Annotated in this window: 16 protein-coding genes; 8 read left to right on the top strand and 8 right to left on the bottom strand. The window is 57.1% G+C overall.

The features are described 5' to 3' along the window. The first annotated feature begins 232 nt into the window (after positions 1–232). The 6 genes from ACR0EL_RS09910 to ACR0EL_RS09885 all read left to right on the top strand — a co-directional run bounded on the left by ACR0EL_RS09910 (position 233) and on the right by ACR0EL_RS09885 (position 5,555). Positions 233–793: a F0F1 ATP synthase subunit delta gene (locus tag ACR0EL_RS09910; protein ID WP_480499673.1), complete on the top strand. Its 561-nt coding sequence runs from the start codon at positions 233–235 to the stop codon at positions 791–793. Then, positions 794–2,332, top strand: a complete 1,539-nt coding sequence (gene atpA, locus ACR0EL_RS09905; RefSeq protein ID WP_480499672.1) for a F0F1 ATP synthase subunit alpha — start codon at positions 794–796, stop codon at positions 2,330–2,332. A 12-nt stretch (positions 2,333–2,344) separates the two neighbouring features. Further along, positions 2,345–3,223: a F0F1 ATP synthase subunit gamma gene (locus tag ACR0EL_RS09900; protein WP_480499671.1), complete on the top strand. Its 879-nt coding sequence runs from the start codon at positions 2,345–2,347 to the stop codon at positions 3,221–3,223. Between the two features lie 20 nt (positions 3,224–3,243). Next, a complete protein-coding gene (gene atpD, locus ACR0EL_RS09895; RefSeq protein ID WP_170536211.1) occupies positions 3,244–4,668 on the top strand; it encodes a F0F1 ATP synthase subunit beta in 1,425 nt (474 codons plus the stop codon). Between the two features lie 12 nt (positions 4,669–4,680). Further along, the gene (locus ACR0EL_RS09890) at positions 4,681–5,091 is read left to right on the top strand and encodes a F0F1 ATP synthase subunit epsilon (RefSeq protein ID WP_353010399.1); all 411 of its coding nucleotides are present in this window, start codon (positions 4,681–4,683) and stop codon (positions 5,089–5,091) included. Between the two features lie 113 nt (positions 5,092–5,204). Further along, positions 5,205–5,555, top strand: coding sequence for an H-type lectin domain-containing protein (locus tag ACR0EL_RS09885; protein ID WP_480499670.1), 351 nt, complete (start codon positions 5,205–5,207; stop codon positions 5,553–5,555). A 19-nt stretch (positions 5,556–5,574) separates the two neighbouring features. Here ACR0EL_RS09885 and rpiB read toward each other — a convergent pair whose 3' ends face one another. Together rpiB and ACR0EL_RS09875 are read right to left on the bottom strand one after the other, a co-directional pair. Next, positions 5,575–6,024 carry a ribose 5-phosphate isomerase B gene (gene rpiB, locus ACR0EL_RS09880; protein ID WP_480499669.1) on the bottom strand — a complete coding sequence of 150 codons (450 nt, stop codon included), beginning with the start codon at positions 6,022–6,024 and terminating at the stop codon, positions 5,575–5,577. A gap of 57 nt (positions 6,025–6,081) precedes the next feature. Continuing rightward, entirely contained in the window at positions 6,082–7,101 is a 1,020-nt protein-coding gene (locus tag ACR0EL_RS09875) for a ribose-phosphate pyrophosphokinase (RefSeq protein WP_353010405.1), read from the bottom strand. Positions 7,102–7,208: 107 nt separating this feature from the next. Here ACR0EL_RS09875 and ACR0EL_RS09870 point away from each other — a divergent pair, with 107 nt between their 5' ends. Both ACR0EL_RS09870 and ACR0EL_RS09865 read left to right on the top strand, forming a co-directional pair. Then, the gene (locus tag ACR0EL_RS09870; protein WP_353010407.1) at positions 7,209–7,811 is read left to right on the top strand and encodes a 2-hydroxychromene-2-carboxylate isomerase; all 603 of its coding nucleotides are present in this window, start codon (positions 7,209–7,211) and stop codon (positions 7,809–7,811) included. After that, positions 7,808–8,638 carry an alpha/beta fold hydrolase gene (locus ACR0EL_RS09865; RefSeq protein WP_480499668.1) on the top strand — a complete coding sequence of 277 codons (831 nt, stop codon included), beginning with the start codon at positions 7,808–7,810 and terminating at the stop codon, positions 8,636–8,638. Before ACR0EL_RS09870 ends, ACR0EL_RS09865 begins: the two co-directional genes overlap by 4 nt. Here ACR0EL_RS09865 and ACR0EL_RS09860 read toward each other — a convergent pair. From ACR0EL_RS09860 to ACR0EL_RS09835, 6 genes are all read right to left on the bottom strand, one after another. Continuing rightward, complete coding sequence (locus ACR0EL_RS09860; protein ID WP_480499667.1) at positions 8,625–9,659, bottom strand: threonine aldolase family protein; 1,035 nt, start codon at positions 9,657–9,659, stop codon at positions 8,625–8,627. The genes ACR0EL_RS09865 and ACR0EL_RS09860 overlap by 14 nt on opposite strands. Beyond that, entirely contained in the window at positions 9,659–10,132 is a 474-nt protein-coding gene (locus ACR0EL_RS09855; protein WP_480499665.1) for a YcgN family cysteine cluster protein, read from the bottom strand. The genes ACR0EL_RS09860 and ACR0EL_RS09855 overlap by 1 nt, the downstream gene beginning before the upstream one ends. Continuing rightward, the gene (locus ACR0EL_RS09850; RefSeq protein ID WP_480499664.1) at positions 10,129–11,061 is read right to left on the bottom strand and encodes a bifunctional riboflavin kinase/FAD synthetase; all 933 of its coding nucleotides are present in this window, start codon (positions 11,059–11,061) and stop codon (positions 10,129–10,131) included. Before ACR0EL_RS09850 ends, ACR0EL_RS09855 begins: the two co-directional genes overlap by 4 nt. 103 nt (positions 11,062–11,164) lie before the next feature. Continuing rightward, the gene (locus tag ACR0EL_RS09845; protein ID WP_480499662.1) at positions 11,165–11,656 is read right to left on the bottom strand and encodes a ClbS/DfsB family four-helix bundle protein; all 492 of its coding nucleotides are present in this window, start codon (positions 11,654–11,656) and stop codon (positions 11,165–11,167) included. Positions 11,657–11,767: 111 nt separating this feature from the next. Then, on the bottom strand, positions 11,768–12,211 hold the full coding sequence (locus ACR0EL_RS09840) for a MaoC family dehydratase (protein WP_353010419.1): 444 nt from the start codon (positions 12,209–12,211) through the stop codon (positions 11,768–11,770). 101 nt (positions 12,212–12,312) lie between these two features. Next, on the bottom strand, positions 12,313–13,188 hold the full coding sequence (locus tag ACR0EL_RS09835) for a TIGR01459 family HAD-type hydrolase (protein WP_480499661.1): 876 nt from the start codon (positions 13,186–13,188) through the stop codon (positions 12,313–12,315). Positions 13,189–13,266 lie beyond the last annotated feature (78 nt).

Below are 13,266 nucleotides of genomic sequence, written 5' to 3'. Positions count from 1 at the left end.
GAAACATTTTTTAAACGGTCAGACAGGTTCAAAGCGTCGCACTTTTTCTAACTTGCTGAATTTAAACGTTTTGTGGATAAATTCATTGCCACTATATTATGTTGCTAGGTTGGTTCACCTCTGCTACATCCCCGGTGATTTTGATCCCCGCCCTTTACGGACGGGGTTTCCTCACGCCCCAAGGTAGCGGCCGCTACTCAAAATCGGGGCCTCAAATATCGGAAGGGTGGACGTGTCCGAACCAGCTTCGATTTCCACAGGCATCGCCGAGCGCTATGCCACTGCGATCTTCGAGATCGCGAAAGAGAATAACGACCTTGCAGGTCTGGAAACCGGAATCAACGATCTGGCAGCAGCTTTGGGCGAAAGCGCCGATTTGCGCGATTTGATTGCTTCACCGCTGGTTTCCCGCGCCGAGCAAGAGGGCGCGATTGCAGCAATCGCTTCGAAAATGGGTCTGAACACCCTTCTCAGCAACACGCTCGGTCTGATGGCACAAAAACGCCGTCTGTTCGTGGTGCCTCAACTGGTGCAGGTTCTGCGCGAGATGCTGGCAGATGAGCGTGGCGAAGTGACAGCCGATGTCGCCTCGGCCAAGGCGCTGACCAAGACCCAAATGGATAAACTGTCCAAGACGCTGTCCGAGCGTGTGGGCAAGACCGTGACAATCAATGCGACCGTGGATGAAAGCCTCATCGGCGGTCTTGTCGTTAAAGTGGGCTCTAAGATGATCGACAGTTCGATCCGTTCGAAGCTCAACTCCCTACAGAATGCAATGAAAGAGGTCGGATAAATGGGAATCCAAGCTGCAGAGATTTCTGCAATCCTAAAGGACCAGATCAAGAATTTTGGTCAGGAAGCCGAAGTGGCCGAGATTGGCCGCGTGCTGAGCGTCGGTGACGGGATTGCCCGTGTATACGGCCTGGACAACGTGCAAGCCGGTGAGATGGTCGAATTCCCCGGTGGCATCATGGGCATGGCGCTGAACCTGGAAAGCGACAACGTGGGTGTCGTTATCTTCGGATCTGACCGCGACATCAAAGAAGGTGACACTGTTAAGCGCACCAACTCGATCGTGGACGTTCCAATCGGTGACGAACTGCTGGGCCGCGTTGTTGACGGTCTGGGCAACCCGCTGGACGGCAAAGGCCCGATCAACGCGTCGAAGCGTGGCGTTGCAGACGTTAAGGCCCCAGGCATCATCCCGCGTAAATCGGTGCACGAGCCGATGGCAACAGGCCTGAAATCGGTTGACGCGATGATCCCGATTGGCCGTGGTCAGCGGGAACTGATCATTGGTGACCGTCAGACCGGTAAAACCGCTGTGGCTCTGGACACCATCCTGAACCAGAAGGTCTACAACGAAGCCGCTGGCGACGACGAGTCGAAGAAGCTGTACTGCGTGTATGTTGCGGTTGGTCAGAAGCGTTCGACCGTTGCGCAGCTGGTGAAAAAACTGGAAGAGTCCGGCGCGATCGAATACTCGATCGTTGTCGCCGCGACCGCGTCCGACCCGGCGCCGATGCAGTTCCTTGCGCCTTACGCTGCGACTGCTATGGCTGAATACTTCCGCGACAATGGCCGCCACGCTCTGATCATCTATGATGACCTGTCGAAACAGGCTGTGTCCTATCGTCAGATGTCGCTGCTGCTGCGCCGTCCGCCCGGACGTGAAGCGTATCCGGGTGACGTTTTCTACCTCCACTCGCGTCTGCTGGAACGTTCGGCGAAGCTGAACGAAGATTTCGGCGCAGGCTCGCTGACCGCTCTGCCGGTTATCGAAACTCAGGGTGGTGACGTTTCGGCGTTTATTCCGACCAACGTGATTTCGATCACCGACGGTCAGATCTTCCTAGAAACCGAACTATTCTACCAGGGTATCCGTCCTGCTGTGAACACTGGTCTGTCGGTTTCACGTGTGGGCTCGTCGGCTCAGACTGATGCGATGAAATCGGTTGCTGGTCCGGTTAAACTGGAACTGGCACAGTACCGCGAAATGGCTGCGTTTGCGCAGTTTGGTTCGGACCTCGACGCTGCAACTCAGCAGCTGCTGAACCGTGGTGCGCGCCTGACCGAGCTGATGAAACAGCCGCAGTATTCGCCCCTGACCAACGCCGAGATCGTCTGCGTCATCTTCGCAGGCACCAACGGCTATCTCGATAAGATCGAAGTCTCGGATGTTGGCCGCTATGAGGCTGGTCTGCTGGCGCATCTGCGCGGCAAGCACGCTGACCTGCTTAAATGGATCACCGACGAAGATCCCAAGGTCAAAGGTGAAGCGTCCGACAAGATCAAGGCAGCGATCGACGAATACGCCGCAACCTTCGCTTGATAGGAGGTTCCGATGCCTAGTCTGAAGGACCTTAAAAACAGGATCGAGTCGGTCAAATCGACCCGCAAGATCACCAAGGCCATGCAGATGGTCGCGGCTGCAAAACTGCGCCGCGCCCAGGAATCTGCCGAAGCCTCGCGCCCCTATGCCGAGCGGTTCAATGTCGTGATGGCGGGGCTGGCGGCGTCGGTCGGGGGCAGCGACAGCGCCCCCAAGCTGCTCCGGGGTACGGGCAGTGATGATGTCCATCTGCTGGTTGTGCTGACAGCTGAACGCGGTCTGTGCGGCGGCTTCAACTCGAATATCGCCAAGCTGGCTCGCCAAAAGGCGGACGAGCTGCGAGGCCAGGGCAAGACGGTCAAAGTTTTGACCGTCGGCAAAAAAGGCCGCGACGCGCTCAAGCGTGATTTTGGCGATCTGTTCGTTGGACATGTCGACCTGAGCGAGGTCAAGCGCATTGGCTACACCAACGCGCAGGACATCGCCAAGGACGTTCTGTCCCGCTTTGACGGGGGTGAGTTCGATGTTGCCACGATCTTCTATTCGAAGTTCGTCAACGTTGTGACCCAGATCCCGACGGCACAGCAGGTCATTCCTGCCTCATTCGAGGACGATGCGGCGGGTGACGACAGCGGTGCCATTTTCGACTATGAGCCCAGCGAAGAGGCCATTTTGGCCGACCTGCTGCCCAAGGGGGTTGCAACCGCGATCTTCTCGGCTCTGCTCGAAAACGGAGCGTCTGAACAAGGTGCACGGATGTCCGCGATGGACAACGCGACACGCAACGCGGGTGAGATGATCGACAAGCTGACGATCCAGTTCAACCGCTCGCGTCAAGCCGTGATCACCAACGAGCTGATTGAAATTATTTCCGGCGCCGAAGCGCTGTAGAGACAAACCGGAGACGAAACATGGCGAATGCAAAAGGCAAGGTCACACAGATCATCGGGGCCGTCGTTGACGTGCAGTTCGATGATGCGCTGCCTGAAATTCTGAACGCGCTGGAAACCACCAACAACGGCAAGCGCCTGGTGTTGGAAGTTGCTCAGCACCTGGGTGAAAACACCGTCCGTACCATTGCGATGGATGCGACCGAAGGTCTGGTTCGCGGCGAAGCTGTGACCGACACCGGCGCTCCGATCTCGGTTCCCGTTGGTAACGCCACCCTGGGCCGCATCCTGAACGTGGTCGGCGAGCCGATCGACGAAAAAGGTCCGGTTGAGGCAAGCGAAGCCCGCGCAATCCACCAGCCTGCACCGACTTTTGCAGAACAGTCGACCGAGTCGGAAGTTCTGGTAACCGGCATCAAGGTTGTTGACCTTCTGGCCCCCTACGCCAAGGGCGGTAAGATCGGCCTGTTCGGCGGCGCCGGTGTTGGTAAAACCGTTCTGATCATGGAACTGATCAACAACATCGCAAAAGTGCACTCGGGCTTTTCCGTGTTCGCGGGTGTTGGTGAACGGACCCGTGAAGGCAACGACCTGTACCACGAGATGATCGAATCCAACGTCATCAAGCCGGACAACCTGTCGGAATCGCAGGTTGCCCTGGTTTACGGTCAGATGAACGAACCTCCGGGTGCGCGTGCCCGTGTTGCTCTGACAGGTCTGACCCTGGCCGAGCAGTTCCGCGACCAGTCCGGTACCGACGTTCTGTTCTTCGTCGACAACATCTTCCGCTTCACACAGGCGGGTTCCGAGGTTTCGGCTCTGCTAGGTCGTATTCCTTCGGCGGTGGGCTACCAGCCGACACTGGCCACCGACATGGGTGCCCTGCAGGAACGCATCACCTCGACCAAGTCGGGTTCGATCACCTCGGTTCAGGCGATCTACGTGCCTGCGGACGACCTTACCGACCCCGCACCGGCAACATCGTTTGCTCACTTGGATGCGACCACCGTTCTGAACCGTGCGATCTCGGAAAAGGGTATCTACCCGGCCGTGGACCCGCTCGACTCTTCGTCGCGTCTGTTGGACCCGGCCATCGTTGGGGAAGAGCACTACGCGGTTGCGACCGACGTTCAGCAGATTCTCCAGCGCTACAAGTCGCTGCAGGACATCATCGCCATCCTAGGCATGGACGAACTGTCGGAAGAAGACAAACTGACCGTGGCCCGTGCCCGTAAGATCGAACGCTTCCTGTCGCAGCCGTTCGACGTTGCCGAAGTCTTCACCGGTTCGCCGGGTGTTCAGGTTCCTCTGGACGTGACCATCGCATCGTTCAAAGCTGTTGTGGCTGGCGAATACGATCACCTGCCCGAGGCAGCCTTCCTGATGGTTGGTGGCATCGACGAAGTGATCGCAAAAGCGGAAAAGATGGCCGCAGAAGCCGCCTAAGGAGTATCCCTGATGGCAAACACGATGCAATTCGACCTCGTCAGCCCCGAGCGGAGCCTTGCTTCGCTTGAGGCCAGCGCGGTCCAGATTCCCGGCGCGGACGGGGATATGACGGCAATGCCCGATCATGCCCCCACCATCACCACACTGCGCCCCGGTCTGCTGAAAGTCGAGGCACCCGAAGGGTCCAGCGAATACCTGGTCACCGGCGGGTTTGCTCAGATCAACGGCGATAGCCTTTCAGTTCTGGCTGAAAAGGCGATCCCGGTTTCGGAAGTGACCCGGTCGCATCTGGATGAGATGATCGAAGAGGCGCGCGCCTCGCACGAGGCCGCCAAGGCCGGTGACGATCAGACCATCGTCGATGATGCCGCCAAACTGCTGGCCGATATGGAAGCCCTTGGCACGCACATGAGCCTGTAACAGGTTCAACAGCGCAACACTTGAACGGCCTCGCTTTTGCGGGGCCGTTTTTTGTCGTGCTTTCGCGAAAAAGGCAGAGTAGGTTTCTGGAATTCAAGAACAATGATGACAGAATGAAGAAATTTCTAACCCATCCCATCGGCATCGATCAGGGCGAAGAGGTGCTGTTTTCCGAGTTTGCCGAAGGGGGCGACATGTGGACGGGCGAAGGCCCGCGCGAGCGCCGATCTGCAATCCGGTTCGCCGAAGCGTTCCGCTCTGTACCGTTGGTGCAGGTTGGTATCTCTCTGTGGGACGTGGATACCTCGTCCGCGCTGCGCGCCGAGGTCAAAGCTGCGGATATAACACCTGAGGGGTTTACCGCGGTGTTCCGCACATGGTCAGACACCCGGGTCGCTCGAATTCGGGTGAGTTGGACAGCCATCGGCGAGGTCCCTCACGCGGATGATTGGAACATATCCTGAAGACACGCGGTGAGGGTGCCTAATCGTCCTCTGCCTCAATCATGTCCACGCGGGTCGCATGGCGGCCGCCCTCAAATTCAGCACCTAAAAACGCATCCACGATATCCAGTGCTGTGCCTTCACCCACAACGCGTGCGCCGATGGAGAGCATGTTGGCGTCATTATGCTGGCGGATCATACGGGCCGAAAAGGTGTCGGAGCATACGCCGCAGCGAATACCAGGCACTTTGTTGGCCGCCATCATAATGCCCTGTCCAGTGCCGCACAGAACAATCCCCAACTGACAATCGCCTGAGGCAACGACCTGAGCGGCGGCCTTGCCGTGTTTGGGGTAGTGCGTGCTTTCCGGCGTCGTCGGACCGATATCCAAAACATCCCAGCCTTGCGCCGAGATATGGGCTGCAACCGCCTGTCGCAACTCGATTGCAGCATGGTCACTGGAAAGGACGATACGTTTGATTGCGGTCATCTCACCGATATCCTGTTCAATATGGGTCGAATGATTGGCCTGCGCCTAATTTCGAACTCAGTCCATGTGATAGAGCGACTCGTAGATCGGCGTCAGCGTCTTGTCCTCAAACAGCGACGACACGCTGGTGCCGTTCCAGATATTCAGAATGGCCTGCGTAAAGATCGGTGCAGTCGGTACGACGCGGATGTTCGGGGCTTTCGCAACTTCGGGTGTCGGCTGGATGGTATCTGTCAGCACGAGCGACTTCATGACCGAGTTCGTCACACGCTCGACCGCCGGGCCACTCATGACACCGTGTGTGATGTAGGAATGGACTTCCTTGGCGCCGTTATCCAGCAGAACCTGCGCTGCTTTACACAGTGTTCCGGCGGTGTCGCACATGTCGTCTACAATCAGGCAGATCTTGTCCTTCACGTCCCCGATCACGGTCATTTCGGCGACTTCACCGGCTTTTTCGCGGCGCTTGTCCACGATCGATAGCGGCGCGTTGATCCGTTTGGCCAGTTCCCGCGCGCGGGCCACGCCGCCGACATCGGGTGAGACCACCATGATCTCGTCTAGATTGTTCTTGAACTGGGTTTTCACATCCAACGCAAAAATCGGCGAGGCATAGAGGTTATCGACCGGGATATCAAAGAATCCCTGAATCTGCGCAGCATGCAGGTCCATGGTCAAAACGCGCTCGATCCCGGCGCCGGTCAGCATGTTGGCCACAAGCTTTGCACTGATAGGCGTACGAGCCTTGGTGCGACGATCCTGACGGGCATAGCCGAAATACGGGATCACTGCGGTGATGCGCTGAGCAGAGGATCGGCGCAGCGCGTCAGCGATGATCAGCAGTTCCATCAGGTTGTCATTCGCCGGGTTCGAGGTCGGCTGGATAATGAACATATCCTCACCGCGCACATTCTCGAACACTTCGACGAAAATCTCTCCGTCATTGAAGCGTTCGACTCGCGCATCGACCAGTCCCTGGTCAACACCGCGATGCAAGCTCATGCGGCGTGCGATGGTTTCGGCAAGCGGAAGATTGGCGTTCCCAGCGATAAGCTTGGGTTCGTGAAGTGTCGGCATCGGCTGAGGTCCCCGGGCAGCTTTGGCAATGTGACAGATTCGTGATGTTGACACCGCTTAGCATGGGTCTACCGTCCCGCAAAGGTAACGCAGCGGAGAAAGTGAACATGACCCAGATTGACTACTATTTTGCGACAATTTCGCCCTATAGCTACCTTGCCGGCACCCGACTGGAGGAGGTCGCGGCGAAGCATGGTGCGACGATTAACTACAAACCGCTGGATATCATGGGCCTGTTCGCGCGCACCGGGGGCATTCCGCCGAAAGACAGGCATATCTCTCGCATTGAATACCGCGCGCAAGAGCTGCTGCGGCAGTCCAGGAATCTGGGCATGGATTTCAATCTGCAACCGGCGCATTGGCCCACCAATATGGCACCGTCGTCCTATGCGGTGATCGCGGCGATCAAGGATGGATCAGGCGATGTAGGTAAGCTGTGCCATTCGCTTTTGCGCGCGTGCTGGGCTGAAGAAAAGGATGTGGCACAAGATGATGTGATCCGGTCCTGCCTGTCTGATGCCGGGTTTGACCCGGATCTGGCCAATAGTGGGCTATTGGTTGGGGCAGAAACTTATGCCGCCAATTTAGAAGAGGCCGTAGACCGAGGCGTGTTCGGTGCACCATTCTACATCACACCAGATGATCAAAGGTTCTGGGGGCAAGACCGATTGGACGACCTCGATCGGCATCTGGCTGAACTGAAAGGGTGACATTTCCTTCCGAACCACAGCCCTCGATCTATGTCAGGCGGATCGGAGAGGGCGCGCGCGACGTGTTCGCCCTTCATTGCACGATTGCGCATTCCGGGGCGTGGGTCGCTTTGGCTGGAGCATTGGTCCCCGATGTTTGTATCACCGCACCGGATATGCTTTCGCATGGCCTGAGTCCGGATTGGGATGGGCAGGGTGACTATTTCGATGCGGTAAGCGGATTGTTTGCTGCTGAGTTGACCAAACCCATGGATATGGTGGGGCATTCGTTTGGCGCAATGATCGCACTGAAACTGGCGATCGAACATCCCGATCGCGTTCGCAGTTTGGTTTTGATCGAACCTGTCTTCTTCGCGATAGCAAAACGGGACGCGCGACATCTTTTTGACCAGCACGAAAAGGATGCTGAGCCGATAGCTGACGCCTTTGCCAATGGTGACAAGACCCTGGCGGCGCGGCTGTTCAACCGGATGTGGAGCACGCAGATCAGCCCCAAATGGTCTGATCTACCGGAACGTACACGGGCCAGTATGGTGCGAGGCATTGATGCAGTCCCCGCTGTTCATGCTGCGCTTAATGATGACGCGTTTGGGTTGCTCGCCCCGGAAGCCCTAAAGCGCGCCTCAATGCCAATCCTGCTGCTGAGCGGGTCCGAAAGTCATCCGGTGATGCCAGCCATTTGCAATGGACTAAAACAGCGCCTGCCCGATGCAACCCACACCAAAGTGTTTGGCGCAGGGCATATGCTGCCAATTTCACATCCGGCTGAAACAGCGGTGCTGCTTGATGAGTTTTGGGAAAGCCGAAGCCCGCTCAAAGCAGATTGAGAAAGCGATCGATATCCTCAGCCCCGATTGACCAGTCGCAAACCAGCCGACAGGCGAGCAACTCGCTCTCATCTTCACCGTCTAACGTAGCACCCCACAAATGATAGAGAGCACCCGCCTCATGCAGGTGCTTATGTTGAGAGCGTGGGAAGGAGGCGAAGATCATATTGGCCTGCGGTTCATGCAAAAACTCGGCCCCTTTTCCACGCAGGCCATCGGCCAGCCGGGCTGCGTTTGCATTTGCCCGACGCGCCAGTTTCAGCCACAGATCACCGTCCAGATAGGCCGCCATCTGGGCAGACAGGTAGCGGTGTTTGGAAAACAGATGCGCCCCGCGCTTGCGGCGCAATTCAAACTCCCATGCCTTGCTTTCGTCAAAGAATACAACGGCTTCGACACCCAACAACCCGTTCTTGGTGCCGCCAAAACTGAGCGCATCGACGCCGGCTTTCCATGTCATCTCAGCGGGCGAACAGTTCAAAGCAACCAAAGCGTTGGAGAAACGTGCGCCGTCCAGATGCACAGGCAGCTCGAATTCCTTGGCCACGGCGCAGAGAGCTTGCAACTCTTCCAGCGTATAGACCGATCCGCGTTCAGTCACCTGCGTGATCGACACAGGCCCGCGCTGCGGGCCGTGAACGCCGCGTGTTTCCTCGCCAAGGATCGAACCCCGCAACGCGTCGGGCGCCATCTTGTCACCGCCCGGAACAAGCGTCAGCTTGGCTCCGCTGTAGAATTCGGGCGCGTTGCACTCATCCTCGTGAATGTGGGCAACTGGCGAGCAAAAGATCGTCTCCCACGGGTTGGACAAGGTGGCCAGAGCCAGCGAATTCGCCGCCGTCCCGGTTGCTACCAGGTAGACCGCAGCGTTCGGAGACTCGAAGATCTCGCGAATGCGTGCACGAACCTCATCCATCATCGCGTCCGCCCCGTAGGCCATCTGATAGCCCTGATTGGCCTCGGCCAGTTTGGCCAGAACATTGGGATGGACCGGGCCGGAGTTGTCAGAGGCAAAGAACATTAGGTTGGCTCCTCAATAATGTGGTCTTCCCACTCTTCCATGGGAGTTTCAAACTCGGAGACGGTGCGCCCCTGAACGGAAACGCCCGCCGCGTGCACGCTGTCCGGCGTGCCAGATATCAGAGGGTGCCAATCGTACAGCCGCTTGCCTTCCCAGAGCAGACGATAGGCGCAGGTTTGCGGCAGCCAATAGGCGTGATCGTCGATGTTGTCGGGCGTCATGACGATGCATTCAGGCACAAATTGATGTCGAATATCATATTGCGTGCACCGGCAGCTTTCATCATCCAGCAATCGGCAAGCAACGCAGGTCAGGGCAACCTCGCCACTGTCCTCATCTTCCAGCTTGTTCAGGCAACATTTGCCGCAGCCGTCGCACAAAGCTTCCCATTCGCGCTGGTTCATCTTGCGCAGGGGTTTGCGTTCCCAGAACCGGGCAGGCAAGCCTCTGCGTTCAATCGGGTCTTTGCTCATAGGCTGTCCAGAATGCTGCGCGCCTTTTCGCAATCCGCATCCATTTGCACGATAAGGGCGTCCAGCCCGTCAAAGGTCAGTTCCGGGCGCAGGAAATCAATCAAACCCACCGACAGAGTCGCCCCGTAGAGATCGCCTGAAAAGTCGAAAAGGAAGGTTTCAATATTGGGCACTTCACCGTTGAACATGGGCCGCACCCCAACTGACGCTGCGCCGTGATAGCTGCCCTGATGCGGGCCATCCAGCACATCGACCAATACGGCATAGACACCGAATTTTGGTGGGTGCAGCCCTTCGATGGACATATTGGCGGTGGGAAAACCCAACTCGCGCCCGCGCTGCTCGCCCCCAATCACTTCACCTTCGATCCGGTGCCAGTGGCCGAGCATGGTGGCAGCGTCCCGCGGGTGGCCTTCGCTGAGTGCTGTGCGGATCGCGGTCGAGGATACCACGTTGTCGGAGCGCTCCATCAGCGGTGCGATGGTCACGCCAAATCCCATATCCTGCCCAAAGCGGACCAGATCATCTGCCGTTCCGCTGCGCCCTTTGCCAAAGCAGAAATCGGCGCCGACAACTACATGCGACAGGCCGAGGCCATCGCAGATCACATTGCGGGCAAACTCTTCGGGTGACAGACCAGCAAGTGCAGCGTTGAAGGGCAGTTCATACAGTTTTTCCACGCCCAGCTTTTCCAGCCGGTGCGCCCGCGCATTCCCGCGCATCAGCCGAAAGGGCTGTGTGTCGGGGGCAAAATACTCACGCGGATGTGGCTCGAACGTCAAAACACCCAGCGGCGCATCAGGGGCCGCGTTGCGGGCCAGCGTGATGACCGACTGATGCCCAAGGTGTACGCCATCAAAATTCCCGATCGCCACGCTCGCGCCGCGATCTTTTGGCTCAACAAACTGGAAGTCTCGGATGATCTGCATGCGAAGTGGGTACTGTTCATCCCAGCTATGTTCAAGCACCTCATCCGAGTGGTCGAAAAATTCCTGCTAGGAACGCTGCGGGTCTTTCTGACTAGTCAGCGCGTTAGAGCGACTTCAGCCTTGCCCTAATGTACTTGGCGGCTGACCGGAAATGACTGGGTCCTGCTGCCTCAGCCCAACGGCCTGTTGTCCAGTTGTTGTTCGCCCCTTTCATAGGGCCATCATAAAGTTCGGCGTTTGAACAGGAACGCAAGAATGCGTCCAGCTTTTCCGTAGCTTGATCCAAAGCCACCAGCGCATCTTCCCAAGAGATGTGTGCCTGTTGCTGACGCAGTTCAGCATTGTAGCGGCGCAGATCGTTCCATTTGTAGCCCTCTGCCGGAAAATACACTGTCTTTCCAGCCTGACCGTCGGTGTACCAACCCAAGAACAGCTCGATCCAATGTGCCCTGTGCGCGATTACATCCTTGATTGATGTATCCTCATCATCCTTGCGCAGTGCATTGGCCGCCGAAATAGGGGCGATCAGTGTCTTCAGTTTCAGGAACTCTTTCCGCGTAATGCTTAGTAATTCTTCTTTGCTTGTTGCGGCCATAGATAACCTCTGATGCGAAACCTGTGGATTGCGCAGAGGCTAGCGGTTTTGCATCTGAGGCGAATGACACAGATCAACTGTGCACCATGGCATCTTAGAAAATAGTGCTTATCAGTCGAATTTACGCGACGGGGCCAGTACCATGGCTTCGCCGATCAGAACCTTCTTCCCATCGACCGAGCAATGACAGTCCAGCTTGACGCGGCGCTTGGCGAATTCGATGTCGATCACTTTGACCTCTGCATAGACCATATCGCCGGGGCGTACCGGGGCCAGGAATTTTAGCGATTGGCCCATGTATACTGTGCCATGGCCCGGCAGTTGCTCGCCAATCACGGCCGAGATCAGACCCGCTGTTAGCATCCCATGTGCAATACGGCCCTCAAAGATCGTATCGCGCGCATAGTCATCATCCAGATGCACCGGGTTCCGGTCGGTGGACACCTGGGCAAACATCTCGATATCTTCGTCTGTCACCACTTTGCGCAAGTAACGGGTCATGCCCATTTCGATGTCTTCGATACAGATCGTTCCGCGCGGAAGATTGTCCAACATGTTGCCCTCACTTGACATCGATCGTGAAACAAAAATCCACTGATCGCCCTAGAATGGCAACTTTATTACTTCGCAACTGCAGAAAATCAAGCCCAAAATTTCTATCTCAAACGCCCAATCGTGTAGGTTGGGTTGATCTTTTCTTTTTGAATATAGCCAGTTAGGGATTCTTCGTGCGGATGATGTGTTGTTTTTGTTTCAGCTGCGGCCAAACCGCCCGAGATAAACAGCGTATCGATTCCCTCACCCATACCACCCAGAATGTCGGTGTGGGGGCCATCACCAATGGCCAGGATGTCCCCATCCGGGATGTCTGCGCCCAGCTCCTGTAACCTGCGACGGGCCAAATCGTAGATCGGCGGATGAGGTTTGCCAAAATAGAGGCTTTCGCCTCCCATTTCAGTGTAAAGCTTCGCCAGGGCCCCGGCACACCACTCGCGCACCTCGCCCCGATCCACCACGATATCCGGGTTCGCACAGAGCAGTTTCATTCCCATCTGCTTGGCATACAGAAAATCCGCGCGGTTCACATCCGGGTCCGCCATGGGATCAAAGGGCCCGCAACATACGATCCCTTCGGCCTGATCCAGTGGAACGCGGTCGATATGGATTGGGTGATCCAGCAGCTTCAGTGGCTCGAAAAAACCAGCGTCGCGCTCCCATTCTCCCATGAAATAGACCTTGTGCCCCACAACGCCGCGGAACATTGCAGACCGGGCGGAATCTCCACTGGTCGCGATGGTGTCATAGGCATCGGCTGGCACATTGAACTGCGCCAATTGCGACGCAACCCCGGCCCGTGGTTTGGGCGAATTGGTCACCAGAACAACCAAACCGCCCGCCGCACGATAGGATTGCAATGCAGCTACCGCTTCGGGAAACGCCGTAATACCGTTGTGGACGCATCCCCAGAGGTCAACAAACAGCGCTTTGTAACGGTCCGAAATCTCGGTCAGCGAGGAGATGATCTGGGTCATTGGCTCTCTTTCAGCGATGGGGCGCGGGTTGCTTAGGCTATGGCAGACGGAAACAGGTTTTGCCAGAGGGGGCTCTGC

Source organism: Ruegeria sp. AH12 (assembly GCF_056541465.1).
This window is presented reverse-complemented; position numbering and strand designations above follow the sequence as displayed.